Annotated in this window: 13 protein-coding genes and 1 pseudogene; 12 read left to right on the top strand and 2 right to left on the bottom strand. The window is 63.9% G+C overall.

Features of this window, described 5'->3' with window-relative positions; genetic code table 11:
• The first annotated feature begins 27 nt into the window (after positions 1-27).
• From NKI59_RS11230 to NKI59_RS11195, 8 genes are all read left to right on the top strand, one after another.
• On the top strand, positions 28-1,467 hold the full coding sequence (locus tag NKI59_RS11230; RefSeq protein ID WP_352704207.1) for a SidA/IucD/PvdA family monooxygenase: 1,440 nt from the start codon (positions 28-30) through the stop codon (positions 1,465-1,467).
• 24 nt (positions 1,468-1,491) lie between these two features.
• Entirely contained in the window at positions 1,492-2,667 is a 1,176-nt protein-coding gene (locus tag NKI59_RS11225; protein WP_352704205.1) for an acyl-CoA dehydrogenase family protein, read from the top strand.
• Positions 2,668-2,680: 13 nt separating this feature from the next.
• Complete coding sequence (locus NKI59_RS11220; protein ID WP_352704203.1) at positions 2,681-4,036, top strand: LLM class flavin-dependent oxidoreductase; 1,356 nt, start codon at positions 2,681-2,683, stop codon at positions 4,034-4,036.
• Positions 4,037-4,043: 7 nt separating this feature from the next.
• Positions 4,044-4,385, top strand: coding sequence for a DUF3088 domain-containing protein (locus tag NKI59_RS11215; protein WP_352704201.1), 342 nt, complete (start codon positions 4,044-4,046; stop codon positions 4,383-4,385).
• A gap of 4 nt (positions 4,386-4,389) precedes the next feature.
• Positions 4,390-5,571 (top strand): acyl-CoA dehydrogenase family protein, encoded by a 1,182-nt coding sequence (locus NKI59_RS11210; protein WP_352704199.1) that lies wholly within the window; start codon positions 4,390-4,392, stop codon positions 5,569-5,571.
• Positions 5,568-6,923, top strand: a complete 1,356-nt coding sequence (locus NKI59_RS11205; protein WP_352704197.1) for an LLM class flavin-dependent oxidoreductase — start codon at positions 5,568-5,570, stop codon at positions 6,921-6,923. The genes NKI59_RS11210 and NKI59_RS11205 overlap by 4 nt, the downstream gene beginning before the upstream one ends.
• 73 nt (positions 6,924-6,996) lie before the next feature.
• Positions 6,997-8,073 carry an LLM class flavin-dependent oxidoreductase gene (locus tag NKI59_RS11200; RefSeq protein WP_352704195.1) on the top strand — a complete coding sequence of 359 codons (1,077 nt, stop codon included), beginning with the start codon at positions 6,997-6,999 and terminating at the stop codon, positions 8,071-8,073.
• A 69-nt stretch (positions 8,074-8,142) separates the two neighbouring features.
• Positions 8,143-9,003 carry an NADPH-dependent oxidoreductase gene (locus tag NKI59_RS11195; RefSeq protein WP_352704193.1) on the top strand — a complete coding sequence of 287 codons (861 nt, stop codon included), beginning with the start codon at positions 8,143-8,145 and terminating at the stop codon, positions 9,001-9,003.
• A 35-nt stretch (positions 9,004-9,038) separates the two neighbouring features.
• Here NKI59_RS11195 and gcvA read toward each other — a convergent pair whose 3' ends face one another.
• Positions 9,039-10,049 carry a transcriptional regulator GcvA gene (gene gcvA, locus NKI59_RS11190; RefSeq protein ID WP_352704191.1) on the bottom strand — a complete coding sequence of 337 codons (1,011 nt, stop codon included), beginning with the start codon at positions 10,047-10,049 and terminating at the stop codon, positions 9,039-9,041.
• Positions 10,050-10,391: 342 nt separating this feature from the next.
• Between gcvA and NKI59_RS11185 the strand changes: the two are divergent.
• Positions 10,392-11,988: pseudogene (locus tag NKI59_RS11185) on the top strand (ABC transporter substrate-binding protein).
• Between the two features lie 94 nt (positions 11,989-12,082).
• Entirely contained in the window at positions 12,083-13,678 is a 1,596-nt protein-coding gene (locus NKI59_RS11180; protein WP_352704189.1) for an ABC transporter substrate-binding protein, read from the top strand.
• Positions 13,679-13,758: 80 nt separating this feature from the next.
• On the opposite strand, the gene NKI59_RS11175 is transcribed toward NKI59_RS11180, so the two are convergent.
• The gene (locus tag NKI59_RS11175; protein ID WP_352704187.1) at positions 13,759-15,198 is read right to left on the bottom strand and encodes an FAD/NAD(P)-binding protein; all 1,440 of its coding nucleotides are present in this window, start codon (positions 15,196-15,198) and stop codon (positions 13,759-13,761) included.
• Positions 15,199-15,379: 181 nt separating this feature from the next.
• Between NKI59_RS11175 and NKI59_RS11170 the strand changes: the two genes are divergently transcribed.
• Together NKI59_RS11170 and NKI59_RS11165 are read left to right on the top strand one after the other, a co-directional pair.
• Positions 15,380-16,741 (top strand): LLM class flavin-dependent oxidoreductase, encoded by a 1,362-nt coding sequence (locus NKI59_RS11170; protein ID WP_502901045.1) that lies wholly within the window; start codon positions 15,380-15,382, stop codon positions 16,739-16,741.
• On the top strand, positions 16,738-17,829 hold the full coding sequence (locus tag NKI59_RS11165; RefSeq protein WP_352704182.1) for a rhodanese-like domain-containing protein: 1,092 nt from the start codon (positions 16,738-16,740) through the stop codon (positions 17,827-17,829). Before NKI59_RS11170 ends, NKI59_RS11165 begins: the two co-directional genes overlap by 4 nt.

The following is a 17,829-nucleotide window of genomic DNA, read 5'->3' as shown; positions in this document are numbered from 1 at the left end:
CGAGGCTCAACTTCAGCCGGGACCGAAATGGCCTTACCGACCGATCCAGATCACCACGCCCGGGAGACGCTCCGGCTGATCGGCCCCGATCCGCAGAACTGGGTGCCGGACCGGGAAGGCATCGACCACAATGTCTTCATCGTTGGCGGTGGGCAGACGGGGGCGACCTTTGCCTTCGCGTTGAGGCGTGCCGGCATCGGCAAGGTTACTGTCGTCGACGCGGCACCGGATGAAAGCAAGGCCGGCATCTGGTTCACTCATGCACGGATGAACCGGCTGCGAACGCCAAAGGGCTTGCCGGGGCCGGAACTCGGCTTGCCGGGCTTGAGCTTTCAGTCCTGGTACGAAGCCCGCCACGGTGCGGAAGCCTATGCCGGCTTCGATCGCATCGTGCGGACGGATTGGGCGAACTACCTGAAATGGTATCGCGCGTTCCTCGGTATCGGCATCCGTTACGGCACACGTCTCATTCGCATCGAGCCGGCTGGCGGGCATTTTCGCCTCCACCTCGAAGCCAACGGCACGCCATCGGTCGAAACGGCGCGCAAGATCATTCTGGCCAATGGCTTTGGCGGCAGCGGCGGTCCAGTGATACCGGCGGTACTTGCCGCCTTGCCGCGGGGCCTTGTCGCACACAGTTCTGCGGCAATCGATTTTGCCTCGCTCAACGGCAAGGCAATCGCTGTCGTCGGGTCGGCGGCTTCGGCATTCGATGCGGCCGGAGCTGCCCTTGAGGCCGGCGCGAAATCGGTGCGTCTGTTCGCCAGACGCACCAGCATTGCCAGTGTGCCGATCAACCGCGTGGGCGGCTATCCCGGCGCCTATGACAATTATCCTCGGCTGCCCGATGCGGTGCGCTGGCGCCAGGCATTGCGCTTCCGCGAGGCCGGTTCAACGCCGCCGCTCGATGCGGTGGAGCGGGCGGTGCGGCACCAGAATTTTCATCTCCATCTCGGTGCCCCTTGGACAAATGCGGATGTCGAAGACGGCAAGGTCGTCACCGATATCGCAGGCGAGACGTTTGCGTTCGACTTCGTCGTCGCCGGCACCGGCTATTTCGCCGACCCGACGCGCAAGCCTGAGTTCGCCGATTTCGCCGCCACCATCCGGCTATGGCGAGACCAGTACGCGCCGCCGGAAGCAGAGCTGGATGAATTTTTCGGCGCCCATCCCTATCTCGGCCTCGGCCATGAATTCCTCGAGAAGGCGCCGGGCGAAGCACCGTTCCTGAAGAATATCCATGTTTTCAATCCCGGCGGCTTCGTCAGTTTCGGCCTGCCGATCGGCGATGTTCCGTCGATCAGGCGCGATGTACCGGCCGTGGTGGCGCGCATTAGCCGCGATCTCTTCCTCGCCGATCTCGACAGCCATGAGAGCCGCATAACCGGGAGCCATCCGGCCGAGTTCGGCGAAGACGCCTATGCCGCTTCCGTCTGGCAGCCGGCGCAGACCATCGCGGCGGAATAGGCATTTTTCGATGGACAAGCGCCGATGACCTTCAGCCCTGACCTTTCTGACCCGTTCGTCGCCACGGCGGTCGAACTGCGCGATATCTTCGATCGGGATGCCGTGGCGCGCGACAAGGCCGGCGGGCGGCCGGTCGAGCAAATCCGCCTGCTGAAGGAAAGCGGCCTGCCGTCGGCGCAGATTCCCAAGCGCTATGGCGGCAAGGGCGCACCCTGGCTGTCAGTGCTGCGCGTCGTGCGCGAATTCGCCCGCACCGACGGCTCGCTCGCCCATCTCTACGGATACCATCATCTGCCGCTCAATGGCGTGCTGTTCCGTGGCACGGAGGCGCAGAGGGACCGGCTGCTGACACGCTCGGCAAGGGAGAACTGGGTCTGGGGCAATTCCGGCAACGCCATGTCGAAGACGTCGACGGCCAGGCGCAACGGCACGGGCTGGATCCTGAGCGGCTTCAGGCCGTTCTCTTCCGGGTCGCACATCGCAGACTACATCCAGGTTGCCTGGGAGGACGGCCAGGATCGACTAGCGGCAGCGATCCCGGCTGACCGTGAGGGCATCGTCATCGAGGATGACTGGGATGGTGTCGGCCAGCGGCAGACCGGCAGCGGCAAGGTGACGTTCAAGGACGTGCATGTCGGCGACGACGAACTGATCGGCTCGCCAGCGGTGCCGCTGACGCCGTTCCAGACGCTGACGTCACTGTTCCAGCAGGCGGTCCTGCTCAACCTGTTCGTCGGCAGCGCGCAAGGAGCGCTGAGCGAAGGCCGCGACTATACGGTCTCGCAATCGCGCCCCTGGGTCTATTCCGGCTATGAGAAACATACCGACGATCCGTTCGTGCAACGCAAATATGGCGACCTCTATATCCGCACGCTCGCCGCGGCCGAACTGGCCGATATAGCAGCATGCAGCCTCGATGCCGCCTATGGCCAGGGCGAGGCGTTGACCCTGGAGCAGCGCGGGCAGACGGCGATTGATCTCGCCACCGCCAATGTCTACGCCGGACAAATCGGCCTCGATGCGTCGAGCGAGGTTTTCGAGGTGATGGGCGCCCGCTCAGCCACCAAGGCCAACGGCTACGACAGGTTCTGGCGCAACGTGCGCACGCACACGCTGCACAATCCGGCCGAATACAAGAAGCGCACGATCGGCACCTGGTTGCTCACCGGGGAATTGCCGGTCGGCGGATTGTATCGCTGAGGAGGCGCGGAACATGGCCAGCCGCAAGGACAAGCTCAAGCTTGGAGCCTTTCTTCTCTTCACCGGCCACCATGTCGCAGCCTGGGGCCACCCGGAGGCAGGAGAAGGGACCAGCCTCAACGACTATGTCGAGCTGGCCCGGCTGGCGGAAGCAGCCAAGTTCGACACGATCTTCTTCGCCGACGGCGTTGCGGCGCGGCTGAAGGATATGGAGGCCGCCAGCCGCAAGGCGCATAGCGGCGTCTATCCGTTCGAGCCGATCACGCTGCTGTCGGCACTGTCGGCTGTGACCAGGAACATCGGCCTCATCGCCACGGCGTCGACCAGTTTTTCCGATCCCTACAATCTGGCCCGCCAGTTCGCGTCGCTCGACCATCTGAGCGGCGGGCGGGCCGGCTGGAATCTGGTCACTTCGTCCGATCCGGAGGCAGGGTTCAATTTCGGTCACGAGACGCATATCCAGCATGGCGAGCGCTACGACCGCGCCGAGGAATTCGCCGATGTCGTGCTCGGCCTGTGGGATAGCTGGGAAGATGACGCCTTCCCGCGCGACAGAGCAATCGGGCGCTATTTCGACAAGGACAAACTGCATGTGCTGAACCACAAGGGCCAGCACTTCAAGGTGCGTGGTCCGCTGAACACGCCGCGAACGCCGCAAGGCCATCCCGTCGTCGTCCAGGCCGGCGCCTCCGGCCCCGGCAAGGAACTGGCGGCGCGCACGGCGGAAGCGATCTTCGCCGCGCAGATCACGCTCGACGAAGCAACGGCCTTCTATGCAGACGTCAAGGGCAGGCTCGGCAAATATGGCCGCTCGGAGGATGACCTGAAAGTCCTGCCAGGCATTTTCCCGGTCGTCGGCCGCACCGAAGCCGAGGCGCGGGAGAAGTTCGAACAGCTGCAGGATATCATCCAGCCGGAAGTCGGCCTCGGTCTGGTCTCGGCGCTGGCCGGCGGCTTCGACCTCAGCGCCTATCCGCTCGACGGGCCGGTGCCGGATTTGCCGGAGACCAATGCCGGCAAGAGCCGGCAGGCTCTGGTGATCGATCTGGCGCGGCGCGAGAAACTGACGATCCGGCAGCTCTATCTGCGCATCGCCGGCGCCCGCGGCCACTGGCAAGTGGTCGGCACGCCGCAACAGATCGCCGACACCATGGAAGAGCGGTTCGAGAATTACGGCGCCGACGGCTTCACCATCATGGCGCCGATCATGCCTGGCGGCCTGAAGGATTTCATCGAACTGGTGGTGCCGGAACTGCGCCGCCGTGGCCTGTTCCGCGACGAGTATGAGGGCAGCACCTTGCGCGACAATCTCGGCCTGAAGCGGCCGGCAAACCGTTTTTCGCGGCACGCCGCGGCGGCTGCGGAGTAGGCCGGCAATGGCACGCGACACGCTCTTTCTCATTCAGCCGGGTTTCGCCGACCCAAATCAGCCGGGCCAGACGTTCGTCTGCCCCTATTGCAACCAGGTTGAGGGATTGCTCGCAGCCTTTCCCGATCTCGCCGCCAGACTCGACGTTGAGCGCGTGCCGTTTTCGAGGCCGAGAGGCAAGGTGATCGACGCGCTCGGCGAACGGCACCAGTCGCTGCCGGTGCTGATCATCGGCGACGATCCGCCCGCCGACTTGCCGACGGCCAAGGGCAAGGTCTTCGCCGATGACACCAGGCGCATTCTTGCACTGCTTGCCGAGCGCCACGGCTTCCCGCATCTGCATGAGTGAGACGATGACCTTCGATCCCGATACGTCCAATCCATGGATCGCCAAGGCGGTCGAGCTGCGCGACATCTTTGCCCGCGATGCGGTCGAGCGCGACCAGCTTGGCGGCAGGCCTACCGAACAGATCCGTCTTCTCAAGCAAAGCGGCCTACTCACCATCGTGATCCCCAAGGAATTCGGCGGCGCCGGGGAACCCTATTCGACGGCGCTGAAGATCGGGCGCGAGTTCGCCAAGGTCGACGGCTCGATCGGCCATATCTACGGCTACCATTTCAGCGCACTGATCGCCGCCAGGCTCAATTCGGACGAACCGCGCTCAGCCGATCTGCTGCGGCGTTCGGCTGCCGGCGACTGGTTCTGGGGCAACACCGGCAACAGTTTTTCGAAATCGCTGTTCGGCCGCAAGGATGGCGAGTGGACGATCGTCAACGGCTTCAAACCCTTTGCTTCCGGCTCCCATGTCGCCGACTATCTTTCGACTTCGTGGGAAGACGAGGTCAGCGGCGAGAGGAAATTCGCGGCGATCCCCGCGAACCGCGAAGGCATCACCGTTCTCGACGACTGGGACGGCATCGGCCAGACGCAGACCGGCAGCGGCAAGGTCGCCTACAAGGACGTCAGGATCCACGACAGCGAGTTGGTGCGCGGTTGGGTCGACGCGTCGTTGCCAATCCGCACCATCGGCCCGCTGCAGCAGCAGAGCGTGTTGCTCAATGTCTTTGTCGGCACGGCCCAGGGCGCGCTGCTGGCGGCGCGAGATTATACGCTCAACAGTTCGCGGCCGTGGATGTATTCCGGCGTCGAGCGCCATATCGACGATCCATGGATCAAGCGGCAGTATGGCGAGCTCTGGGTCAAGACGCGGGCGGCGACGGCGCTGGCCGATCGCGCGGCGACGGCGATCGATCATGCGATCGCGCGCGGCAAGGCGCTGACCGAGCAAGAACGCGGTGAGGCGGCGGTTGCCGTCGCCGCGGCCAATGTGCTGGCAGGCGATGTCGCGCTCGAAGTCACGACCGAGATATTCGAGGTGATGGGTGCCCGCTCCGCAGTGCGCAAATACGGCTTCGATCGCTTTTGGCGCAACGCGCGCATCCACACCTTGCACAACCCCGCCGAATACAAGACCCGCACAGTCGGCACCTGGTACCTGACCGGCGCCTATCCCGAGCCCGGCGTCTTTCGATGAGCGGCCGGCAACTCCATCTCAACGTCAACATCCTGCATGCCGGCTTCTCGCCGGCGGCATGGCGGATGGACGGCGTCGACCCCTATGCCGCCTTCACCGTCGGCCACTATGTGCACGTGGCGAAGATCGCCGAGCGCGCCAAGCTCGACGCCATCTTTCTTGCCGATCAGGCAGCAATCTCGGACCGCATTGACTATCGGCCGATCACATCTCTGGAGCCGACGATTGTGCTGGCAACGGTAGCCGCCGCGACCGAGCGCATCGGCCTGATCGCCACGGTATCGACCAGCTTCAACGAACCCTACAACATCGCCCGTCGTTTCGCGACGCTCGACCACGTCAGCGGCGGGCGTATCGGCTGGAACATCGTGACCACGGCCGACCCGGCCTCGGCCCGCAATTTCGGCCTGACGGGTGCGATCGATCATGGCCGGCGTTACGAGCGGGCGGCGGAATTCGCCGAGATCGTCAAGGCATTGTGGGACAGCTGGGAGGACGATGCCTTTATCGGCGACGTCGCCAGCGGGCGCTTCGTCGATGCCGCCAAGGTTCATGCCATCGAGCACAAGGGCGCGCATTTTTCGGTGTATGGGCCGCACAATGTGCCGCGCTCTCCGCAAGGGCATCCGGTGGTCGTCCAGGCCGGCGGGTCCGATGACGGCAAGGACCTCGCCGCCCGCCACGCCGAAGCCGTGTTTTCCGCATCGCAGTCTTTCGAGGAAGCGCTCGGCTATGCGCGGGAACTTAAGGCGCGTGCCGTCGCCTATGGCCGCACCGGCGGCGTGCCGCTCAACCTCGCCGGCCTAGCCACCATCATCGGCAGCACCGAGGCCGAAGCGGAGCGGCGGCAAGGAGAGCTCTGGGACCGCATCCCGCTCGACTACAGCCTTGGCCGGCTGTCCGGCGTGCTCGGCATCGATCGCGAGCGGCTGAAGCTCGACGAGAAGCTGCCAGAAGGGATTCAACTGCCCCCCAATGGCGGCCACACCTTCTTCAAGGCCACGCTCGCGCTCGCGCGCAGCAACGATTTCACCGTTCGCCAGCTGATCCGGGCGCTGAACGGCAGCACCGGCCACCGCACCATCGTCGGCACGCCCGAGCAGATCGCCGACGATATCGAAAGATGGTTTGTCGCCGGCGCCGCCGACGGCTTCAACCTGATGCCGGACGTGCTGCCGACCGGACTGGAGGTCTTTGTCGATACGGTGGTGCCGATCCTGCGCCGGCGCGGCCTGTTCCGCACCGACTATGAGGGGCGCACGCTGCGCGACCATCTCGGGCTTGCCAGACCCGAAAGCCGCTTTGCACCGCAGCCGCACAAGGCGCCAGCGCTGCATGAGGCCACCCATTGAATGGTCATCAAAATACAACGGAGGGGAAGGTCCTGCCATTGACCTCATGCCCGGCCAAAATACAGGTCCGACAATGAGCGCTGATACCGAATTTCTTTGGTACATCCCGAACCAGGTCGATCCCGGTCACCGCGGCGACTCGGCCGTCGAGGACCACAACAGCCTGGAGACGCTGACCAGCCACGCGAAGGCGCTTGAGGAACACGGCTGGAAGGGCGCGCTGATCGGTACCGGCTGGGGTCGGCCCGACACTTTTACTGTCGCGGCCTCGCTCGCCGCGCGGACCACCTCCTTCGAGCCGCTCATCGCGATCCGCCCCGGTTACTGGCGGCCGGCGCACTTCGCATCCGCTGTAGCCACGCTCGATCAGCTGACCGCCGGTCGCGTGCGTATCAACATAGTGTCGGGCAAGGACAACCTCGCGGCATATGGAGATAGCGAAGGCGACCAGATACATCGCTATGCCCGCACCAGAGAGTTCATGCGGCTGGTTCGCAGACTTTGGACCGAAGAGAACGTGACCTTTGCGGGCGAGCACTTCCGGGTCACCAGGTCGACCGTCATGCCCCGCATCCATGTCCGTGGCGATCGTCGCCATCCCAAGCTCTACTTCGGCGGCGCGTCGGAGGCGGCCGAGTGGGTGTCGGCCAGCGAGGCGGATGTCCAGCTCTTCTGGGGCGAGCCGCTCGACGGCGTCCGGGAGCGGATCGAGCGGCTCAAAGCCTTGAGCAGGGAACTTGGCCGAGACCTCCCGCCTCTGGAATTCGGGTTGCGGGTCACCACGCTGGTCCGCGACACCACCGGGCAGGCCTGGGCGGACGCCGAGGCGAAGGTCGACGAGATGGCCAAGGGCAAGGGCGCCGGCTGGAACGATCACGGTCGGGCGGTAGCGGTGGGTCAGCAGCGGCTGCTCGATCTGCAGGCGCGCGGCGAGGTGCTGGACGACAACCTCTATACGGCGCCGGGCAAGTACGGCGGCGGCGGCGCCGGCACCACCTGGCTGGTCGGCTCGGCCGCCGACGTCGCCCGCTCGCTCGGCAGGTACCGGGATCTGGGCATCACACACTTCGTGCTCTCGGACACGCCGTATCTTTCCGAGATCAAGCGGCAAGGCGATCAGTTGCTTCCGCTATTGCGCAATGGGGCCTAAGCCGCGCTTCTTGAATGACCTGGGGTCGTCAGAACACCGAATAAGCCAGATTGCCAAATAGGGAAGAAAATGTCACAGCCGGCCGCCTTCAGCATCCGCCCTTCCGACGCCGACCTACGTGGTGAAGCGGCGCTACGGCGGCGTTATCGAGCGCCGCAAAGCGCGCATACCGGCAACTGGAACGAAGCCCTCGAGGCGATCCTTTCGCATCGCTCGGTCCGTAACTATCTCGTCGAGCCGCTGCCGGATGGCACGCTCGAACTGATCGTCGCTGCCGCCCAGTCGGCCCCGACCTCTTCCAATCTCCAGGCGTGGAGCGTCATCGCAGTCGAGGATCCGGCGCGCAAGGCGCGGCTTGCCGGACTGGCGGCGGTCAATCGCCATATCGAGCAGGCGCCGCTGGTGCTGGTCTGGCTGGCGGACCTGTCGCGCCTGCGCGCTATTGCCGAGGCAAACGGACGGGTGGGCGAGGGCCTCGACTACCAAGAGAGTCTTCTGCTGGCCGTGATCGACGCCGCACTTGCCGCACAGAATGCCGTGGTGGCGATCGATGCGCTCGGGCTCGGCTCCTGCTATATCGGCGCGATGCGCAATCATCCGCAGGAGGTGGCGCGCGAACTCGGCCTGCCACCGGAAACCGTGGCGGTGTTCGGCCTGACAGTCGGCTATCCCGATCTCCTGGCTGCGACTGACATCAAGCCCAGACTGCCACAGACTGTGGTGCTTCATCGCGAACGCTATCAGTCAGACCTCGATCCGGACGATCTTGCAACCTACAACCGGACGCTTCGTTCATTCCAGCAGGAGCAGGCGATGCCTGTGGTCGACTGGACGGAGTTGATGTCGAACCGCATCGGCAGCAAAGCAGCGCTGAAAGGCCGTGATCGCCTGGGCGAAGCGCTTAAAGCGCTGGGCTTCAAACTCAAATAGGGGCGCGCGCCTGCTCGCGAGAGACCGAGGTGAGACTATTCCGCAGCGACGATGGCGATGCGAGCCGGCAGCGGCACCGGCGGCGTGAAGTCGAGCGCGCCAAGCCGGCGCGCCTCGGCCTTCAGCCAGGCATGAAAGCGCTCGACCGTCGCCAGCTTCGCCTTGTGCGGCGTCGTCGCGAAATAATAGGAAAACTCGACCGGTTGCGGCGAGCCGAATGGGCTGACCAGACGCCCCGCGGCAAGGTCGGGTTCGGCCAGCCGAAATTTGCCAAGACCGATGCCCTTGCCGGCAGCAGCGGCGTCGAGAACCAGCGAGGACTGGCTAAGCCGTATGCCGCCCTCGACAAGCCGGCCGGACAGGCCGTTGGATCTCAGCCAGCCCTTCCAGTCGGGGCAGCTTGGATCGCGTTCCGGACCGTCCTCATGCAGGATCGGTGCGTCACGCAGCCCCTCCGGCCCGCGATAGAGACCGTGCATGCGAGCAAATTCCGGGCTGCAAACGGGCAGCACCGCCTCCGAAAAAAGCCGTTCCGTCAGCAGGCCGCTATAGGCGCCCGACCCGTAGCGGATGACGCAGTCGACGTCTTCGCTAGCAAAGTCGGCAAGCCTGGTCGATGCGTCGACCAGCACTTCTAGGCCGGGTACCGCGTCGCGCAGTGCGTCGAGGCGCGGGATCAGCCATTTGCTGGCGAAGGAGGGCGCGACCGACACTTTGATCGGCGCATCCTCCTCGTCGCCGGAAATGCGTGCGACCGACTCGACAACGACGTCGAAAGCCTCGGTGAGGCCGGGCATCAGCGCCTGGCCGGCCGACGTCAGCAGAAGCTCGCCGCGGTTGCGATGGAACAGCGGTTGACCGAGGTGATCCTCGAGCAGGCGGATCTGCTGGCCGATGGCGGCAGGCGTCACATGGAGTTCTTCGGCCGCCCGCGTAAAGCTCAGGTGGCGGGCGGTTGCGACAAAAGCGCGAAGCGACGTCAGCGGCGGAAGCCTCGCCAGCGTCGGCCGCAGCTTCCTTGATTTTGCGCGAATGAGATCGACCATGGAGCGCATTCAACACGTTCAGGCCGGGCGCGACGAGGGCGGGCTTTGCGCCAAAGTGCCCGGTGGAAAATTTCGTTTGCCGCAGCGTCGCGGCAGCGGGAACGGAAATCTAAAAAATCGTAATGTCTACAATTCTTGTAGAAATAAGATCGGAGCGCTGATTTGGGCGTCGAGCAGCTTTGCCAGATCCTGGAATGAAACGGTCGTGCGAAGCGGTGCTTTCGGCAGACGATAGAAAATCATTCTTCCGGTTTTGCGGCGTGGCAGAGATCATCGCGTCGAGGCGCCGGAGTGTGTTCGGCCGCCGGATGCCATCGAAGCCGTTTTCCGGAGCTCAAGGCCATGACTGTCAATCGTCGTCATTTCAACCAGCTGCTGTTGCTTGGCGGTGCGAGCTTCGCATTGCCCGGGGTTTCCTTCGCTGCCGAAGGAACGCCGGTCCAGGGTGGCACGCTCAACTGGGCCTACTATCCCGACCCCACGTCGCTGATTGCAATCAACACCTCGTCGGGCACCGGCCAGGCGATCGGTCCCAAGGTGAATGAAGGTCTGCTTGATTTCGCCTATGACCTCAGCCCGAAACCGCTGCTGGCGACGGAGTGGTCGATCAGCGATGACGGCCTGCGCTACACCTTCAAGCTGCGCGAGGGCGTCAAATGGCATGACGGCAAGGACTTCACGTCGGAAGACGTTGCCTTCACCATCTTCCGGCTGAAGGAGGCGCATCCGCGCGGCCGCATCACCTACCAAAACGTGACCGCGGTCGAGACGCCCGATCCGCACACCGCAATCATCGTGCTTTCAAAGCCGGCGCCCTATCTGATCACGGCACTGAGCAGCTCGGAATCACCGATTGTGCCGAAGCACGTCTACGAAACGTTCAAGCCGGCGGAACAGCCGAAGCTGGAACAGACGATCGGTACCGGTCCCTTCGTTCTCAAGGAATGGGTGCCCGGCAGCCATCTGATCTTCGATCGCAATCCGGACTATTGGGACGCGCCACGGCCCTACCTCGACCGCGTCGTGCTGCATGTCATCCTCGACCCGGCCGCACGCTCGGCAGCTCTTGAAACCGGCGAGATCGATATCGGCGCCAATCCCGTGCCGCTGGCCGACATCGAACGGTTGAAGGCAAACCCCGCTCTGGTCGTCGACACCAACACCTACGCCTATTCCGGCCCACAGCAGCAATTGTTCTTCAATTACGAGAACGAAATCCTGACCAAGCGCGATGTGCGCCTTGCCATCGCCCACGCAATCGACCTGCAGAAGCTGGTCGACATCGCGCTCTACGGCTATGCGCAGGTATCGCCGAGCCCGATCAGCACGGCGCTGCCCAAATGGTATGACCCCAGCATCAAGGCGCGCGAGCCCGATACCAAACTGGCGGAGAAGCTGCTCGACGACGCCGGCTATCCGCGTGGCGCCGATGGGACGCGCTTCAAGCTCCGGCTTGCCTACAACGCGTTCCTGCCGGCGTCCTATGCCGATTTCATCAAGCAGTCGTTGGCGACGGTCGGCATCGATGCCGAGATCCTCAAGCTTGACCTGTCGACGTTCCTGAAGACCGTCTACACCGACCGCGCCTGGGACCTGGTGGTCGAGTCGCTGTCGAACACCTTCGATCCGACGCTCGGCGTCCAGCGCGCCTACTGGTCGAAGAACTTCAAGATCGGCCTCGTCTTCTCCAACGCTAGCCACTATGCAAACCCCGAGGTCGACCAGATCCTCGAAGCCGCGGCAATCGAGCCCGACGAGACCAAGCGACGCGAGCTCTGGTACAAAATTCCAGCACATCATCCATGACGACGTGGTGTCGGTCGATCTGGTCGCCGCCGGTGCCCAGATTGTTGCCAACAAGAAGGTCAGGGATTTCGCGCCCGGCGCTCAGGGGATCAACAACAGCTTCGCGCAGATATGGCTGGCGCCAAACGCCTAAGCGTTCTGCAAGCCCTCTGGTTGGGATCGGCACGTGAAACTCCGGTCCCGACTTTCTCCATGAATACAAATCGCGCCAATTTGGAGTACCGACCATGACCATCAACCGTCGCCTGTTCAACCAGTTCCTGCTGCTGGCCGGCGCGAGCGCCGCACTTCCCACAGGGGCCTTCGCCGAAGACGCAAAGCCGGTGGCCGGCGGCACGCTCAACTTCGTCTACTATCCCGAGCCCAACCAGATCGTTTCCATCAACACCAGCGCCGGCGGACCGGCCACCATCGGTCCGAAGATTTTCGACGGCCTGCTCGCCTACGACTACGATCTCAATCCGCGATCGCAACTGGCCACCGAATGGGCGATCAGCGACGACGGACTCGAATATGTCTTCAAGCTGCGCCAGGGGGTGAAGTTCAGCGATGGCCATGATCTGACCTCCGAGGACGTGGCCTTTTCGATCTCGCGGCTGCGCGAAGCGCATCCGCGCGGGCGCATCACCTTCCAGAACGTCACCGATATCGACACGTCGGACCCGCATATCGTGAAGATCAAATTGTCGAAGCCGTCCGCCGCCCTGATTTCGGGGCTGGCCGCGACGGAATCGCCTGTCGTGCCCAAACACATTTACGAGAAGCTGAAGCCGGCCGACGATCCGTCCTTCGAGCAGATCATCGGCAGCGGGCCGTTTGTGCTGAAGGAATGGGTAAAGGGCAGCCACATCCTCGTCGAAAAGAATCCGACCTACTGGGATGCGCCTAAACCCTATCTCGACCGGATCATCTTCCGCTTCATCACCGATCCGGGCGCGCGCGCCGCGGCGCTGGAAACGGGCGAGGTCGACATCGGACCGAACCCGGTGGCCTTCGCCGATCTGGAGCGTTTCAAGGCGCTGCCGCAATTCGTCGTCGACAGCACGGTCTTCGCCTATAGCGGCCCGCTGCACCAACTGATCGTCAACCTCGAAAACCCGATCCTGAAGGAGAAGAAGGTCCGTCAGGCAATCGCGCACGCGATCGACCTCGACGCGGTCAATGCAATCGTGTTTTACGGTTATGGCCAAGTCTCGCCGACGCCGATCAGCGTCGTCAACAAGAAGTATTTCGATCCCGATGTGAAGGCCGCGACGTTCGATACGGCGCTCTCGGAAAAACTGCTCGACGAGGCCGGTTTCAAGCGTGGGGCTGACGGCGTACGCTTCAAGCTCAGGCTCACCAACAATCCCTACAACCCGTGGGGCTATGCCGACTTCCTCAAGCAGGCATTGGCCAAGATAGGCATCGATGCCGAGATCGAAAAATTCGACTTCGGAACCTATGTCAAAACCATCTACACCGATCGCACCTGGGACCTGTCGACGGAATCCTGCGGCAACATCTTCGATCCGAGCGCCGGCGCACAGCGGCTCTACTGGTCGAAGAACATCAAGAAAGGGCTGCCGTTCTCCAACGGCGCGCACTATGAGAACCCGGAGGTTGACCGTTTGCTGGAAGCCGCATCGGTCGAGCTCGACGAGGCCAAGCGCAAGCAACTCTTCTTCAAGTTCCAGGAGATCATCGCCGACGAGTTGCCGATCATCAATCTGATCGCGCCACCCACCATCATCATCGCCCGCAAAACCGTCAAGAACTACGCGCCTGGCGCCGAAGGCCTGTCAGCGAATTTCGCCGACGCCTATCTCGACCCGAACGCCTAAATCTGCCGGGCAATCATGAGAGAAGGGCCGCATCGAGCTGCGGCCCTTTTCGTTTCTTCCATTTCGCAAAGCCGGTAACTTCAGGCCAAAGCACGCAGCCTTGGGCTGGCTCCGACCAGAAGGCCGGCAAGGGCTATGGCCTGCGCCAGTTGTTCGCCGATTGAGCTCGATTCCCAGGCGACGCCGCGCAGCGGATGGCCGATGGCGAACAGATTGCCATGGGTGTTGCCGTTACCGGCAATCACCTGGCCGCCATGCGTCGCGTCGATGCCGAAGCCGGTTGCATGGGGCCTGACGATGCCGTTCTCAAGCAGGCTGCGGACGAACGGATCGGCGATCCGTCGCCAATCATGCTCCTGATGGCCGCGGCAGTTGACGACGCCGTCGAAGCGCAGCCGTTCGACTGCGCCGGTATCGCGCCAGCGGATTTCAGCGACGATCCCATTTGCCTGCGGATGGAGTGCCAGCACCCGTCCCGCTCCACCCGTCCAACGGCCTTGGCTTCGCGCCAGTGCCACGCGCTCAAAGCTCGGTGGCGCCGCGCGGTGCGCGGTGACATCCCAGAAGGCGCGCAGATGGCGTGCGAACTTCAAGCGCTCCCTGTCGGTGGCGCCCTGCCACAAGGCCAGGATCCACGGCCGGATCGTCAGTGGCAGCCCTTGCCAGTCCAGGCCGGTGGTTTCGATTGCCCGGCGTTCGGCCTTGACCAGTGCGAGAAGCGCCCTGGTGGTTTTCGGCAGCGGCCGCCCGGCGAGGAAATCGCGCCACGCTTCCGTGTTGCGCCGAGGTTCGACGATCTGTCCGCGCCGCGACACGGCGCGATAACCGCCCTTGAAGCCGCGCGCTTCCATGCTGGCGACGACGTCGACCATGCTCAGGCTGGAGCCGATCAGCAGCAGTTTCTTGCTGCCGGTGAGCCGGTCGAGCGCCGCCGAATCCCAGGGATTTGCGACGTAGCGGGGATCGCTGATGACAGGTGCTTCTGCCGCCGCTGGCTCGCTCTGGAACACCCCAGTCGCCAGCACGGCCTCATCGGCCAGCAATTGCTGGCCGTCGCCGGTGCCGACGCAGACTCCGGACGGACCCGTCAGCATGTCGACGGCGGATGCCTTGATGTGGCGCAGCGAGGAGCGCCCATCTGCTTCTCGAACCGCTCTCGTCAGTTCCGACTGGACATAGCTGCCGAACAGCCAACGTGGCGGGCTGGAGTCCGGGACATCTTCGGGCGGTGTCCAGCCTTGGTCCGGACCATTCGCCAGGAGCCAGCGGACGAGGTGATCGGGATCGTCTGGATGCAGCGAGAAGATACGCGCCGCGCCGTTCACGAGATGGTTCGGATCGCAGGTGCTGTAGGCAACACCGCGGCCGAGTTGGGCCCGGCGCTCGATGATGGTGATTGCCAGCGGCTCAGTTGAACGGTCGAGCAGCTTGATCGCGGTAACCGCGCCGGCAAAGCCGCCGCCAACGATGATGATTGAACGAGGGATCGAACGTAGCGGGGAGGAAAGGGTATGAAGCATCAAGAACCTTTGCGACGCCGGTGGTCATGGCTCTAGCCCACCGCCCCGGCAACGACCATCGTGCTTTCCCGTAACCCGATGTCAAAAAACAATAATTGCCAGCTGGCGAAAGGCATTCTTTCACTCAGCGGGTTTGGCAGGCGCTAGATAGGAACGCCCTTTGCGACCAGCCTGAGAACCGCTGATGACTGAAAATCGAAAGATAAGGCTTGGAGCCTTTGTTCGCGGACCGGGCCATCATGTCGCTGCCTGGCGCCATCCCGATGTGCCTGCCAATCCGGGCCTGAGCTTTCAGCACTATGCGGACGCCGCGCGCACTGCCGAGCGTGGCCTGTTCGACATGGTGTTTCTGGCCGACAGCCTCAGCGCGCGCAATGGCGAGCAGCCGATCGAGACCTTCGAGCGCACCGGCCATGTCGTGCATTTCGAGCCGCTGACGCTTTTGTCGGCGCTCTCGACCATCACGCAAGGGATCGGGCTCGTTGCGACCGCCTCGACCACCTATTGGGAGCCGTTCCACTTGGCGCGGCTGTTCGCTTCGATCGATCATCTCAGCGGCGGCAGGACAGGCTGGAATGTCGTCACCTCAGCCGATGCGCCGGCGGCGGCGAATTTCAGCCTCGACCAGCATCCCGTTCATGCCGACCGTTACGCCCGCGCCGAGGAATTCGTCGCTGTCGCGCAGAAGCTTTGGGACAGCTGGGACGACGATGCCTTCGTCGCCGACAAGGCTTCGGGGATCGCCATCGACCGGCGCGGCATCCACGCCCCGGACCATGTCGGCCGGCATTTCCGCGTCAAGGGACCGCTCAACGTCGCTCGCCCACCGCAGGGCCATCCCGTCATCGTCCAGGCGGGCTCGTCCGATGCCGGCCAGCACTTGGCGGCGCGGACGGCGGAGGTGGTTTTCACCGCCCACCCGACCATCGAATCGGCGCGCGGCTTTTACGGCGAACTGAAAGGCCGGCTGGGCTCGTTTGGCCGCTCCGCCGACAGCTTGAAGATCATGCCCGGTGTCTTCCCGGTCGTCGCGCCGACGCGCACGGAGGCCGAGGACAAGTTCGATGCGATCCAGCGCCTGGTCGATCCTGTGGTTGGTGTGGCGCTGGTTTCAGGATTGCTCGGCGGTGTCGATCTTTCCGGCCATTCACTCGACGGACCGTTGCCGGAACTGGGCAGTTCCGATGCCGTGAAGAGCCGCCTGAAAGTCGTTTCCGAATTGGCCGCGAGCCGGAACCTGACCATCCGCCAATTGTATCTCGCCGTTGCCGGCGCGCGCGGCCATTTCCAGATCGTCGGCACGCCAAAGGATGTGGCCGACATGATGGAGGAGTGGTTCTCCGGTGGCGCGGCGGACGGCTTCAACGTCATGCCGCCGATCCTGCCGACGGGCCTCACCGATTTTGTCGACCTCGTCATTCCGGAGCTGCAGCGGCGGCGTCTGTTCCGGACTGCTTACGAAGGCGGGACGTTGCGCGAGAACCTCGGCCTTGCGCGTTCGATCCGTGGCGCCGCTGAACAGCAAGAGAGGAAAGCATCATGAGCGACAGGACGATCGATTCGAAAATGTTTCGCCAATGGCTGGCGGATGGCGAAGAACTGGCGGTGCTAGACATTCGCGACAGCGCGACTGTCGGATACGCATCGCCGCTGTTCGCCACCAACCTGCCCGCGGCTCAGGTCGAGGCCGAGATCGACCGCTTCATCCCGCGCAAATCGGTGCGCACCGTGCTGGCGGACGACGGCAGCGGCGTTGCCGAGCAACTTGTCGAACGACTGGTGGGATATGGCCGTACCCAGCTGTTTTCGCTGAACGGTGGAATTCCGGAATGGACGCAAAGCGGCGTTGAAGACCTGCCGACCTTCGATACGCCGGGCGTCGATTTTTCGCTGGCGATCCGCGACGAGAAGGGGACCCCGGTCGTCAGCGTTGAAGAGCTCGCGGTGCTCAGAGGCCGAGGCGCCGACGTGGTGGTGCTCGACAGCCGCACGGTGGCGGAGTTCGACAAGGACCATGTGCCGGGCGCCATCAGCGTGCCGGGCGCCGAGCTGGTGCTGCGCTTCGCCGACCTGGTGCCGTCACCGGAGACGCAGGTTGTCGTCTCATGCGCCGGCCTGCCGCGCGCCATCATCGGGGCGCAGACGCTGATCGATGCCGGCGTGCCCAACCGGGTCGCCTATCTGCACGACGGCACCAAGGCATGGCGCGAGGCCGGTCTTGCACTCGAAACCGGCAAGACCGCAATCTATGGTCCGGCAAGCGAGGATGCCAAGCGTTTCGCCGGGGAGCACATCGCAAAGCTTGCCGAAGGCGACAGCTTTCCCCGCATCAATGCGGCCACGGCCGCGAACTGGGCGAAGGACGAAACGCGGACGACCTACCTGCTTGACGTGCGCACGCCCGACGAGTTCGCCGAAGCGCATATTCCGGGGTCGATCGCGTCTGAGGGCGGGCAGTTGCTCGGTGTCGCCTATCGCACCATCGCTGTGCGCGGCGCCCGCGTCGTGCTGATCGACGATCTGCTCGGTGTCCGCGCGGCGACGACGGCGCATTGGCTGCAGCGGCGCGGCTTCGAGATCGCGATCCTCTTGTATGACTTCCAGTCGGTCAGCCTGGTGGAAGCGGCGTAG

Origin of the sequence: Mesorhizobium sp. M0598 (genome assembly GCF_040320865.1) — a bacterium.
Taxonomy (GTDB): Bacteria; Pseudomonadota; Alphaproteobacteria; order Rhizobiales; family Rhizobiaceae; genus Mesorhizobium.
The sequence above is the reverse complement of the archived record's forward strand: the minus strand, read 5'-3'. Positions and strand labels throughout refer to the sequence as shown.

Excerpts from the sequence above, each read along its gene's own strand:
- NKI59_RS11230 (WP_352704207.1), top strand. The coding sequence starts at position 28 with ATGGCCTTACCGACCGATCCAGATCACCACGCCCGGGAGACGCTCCGG.
- NKI59_RS11225 (WP_352704205.1), top strand. The coding sequence starts at position 1,492 with ATGACCTTCAGCCCTGACCTTTCTGACCCGTTCGTCGCCACGGCGGTC.
- NKI59_RS11220 (WP_352704203.1), top strand. The coding sequence starts at position 2,681 with ATGGCCAGCCGCAAGGACAAGCTCAAGCTTGGAGCCTTTCTTCTCTTC.
- NKI59_RS11215 (WP_352704201.1), top strand. The coding sequence starts at position 4,044 with ATGGCACGCGACACGCTCTTTCTCATTCAGCCGGGTTTCGCCGACCCA.
- NKI59_RS11210 (WP_352704199.1), top strand. The coding sequence starts at position 4,390 with ATGACCTTCGATCCCGATACGTCCAATCCATGGATCGCCAAGGCGGTC.
- NKI59_RS11205 (WP_352704197.1), top strand. The coding sequence starts at position 5,568 with ATGAGCGGCCGGCAACTCCATCTCAACGTCAACATCCTGCATGCCGGC.
- NKI59_RS11200 (WP_352704195.1), top strand. The coding sequence starts at position 6,997 with ATGAGCGCTGATACCGAATTTCTTTGGTACATCCCGAACCAGGTCGAT.
- NKI59_RS11195 (WP_352704193.1), top strand. The coding sequence starts at position 8,143 with ATGTCACAGCCGGCCGCCTTCAGCATCCGCCCTTCCGACGCCGACCTA.
- gcvA (WP_352704191.1), bottom strand. The coding sequence starts at position 10,049 with ATGGTCGATCTCATTCGCGCAAAATCAAGGAAGCTGCGGCCGACGCTG.
- NKI59_RS11180 (WP_352704189.1), top strand. The coding sequence starts at position 12,083 with ATGACCATCAACCGTCGCCTGTTCAACCAGTTCCTGCTGCTGGCCGGC.
- NKI59_RS11175 (WP_352704187.1), bottom strand. The coding sequence starts at position 15,198 with ATGCTTCATACCCTTTCCTCCCCGCTACGTTCGATCCCTCGTTCAATC.
- NKI59_RS11165 (WP_352704182.1), top strand. The coding sequence starts at position 16,738 with ATGAGCGACAGGACGATCGATTCGAAAATGTTTCGCCAATGGCTGGCG.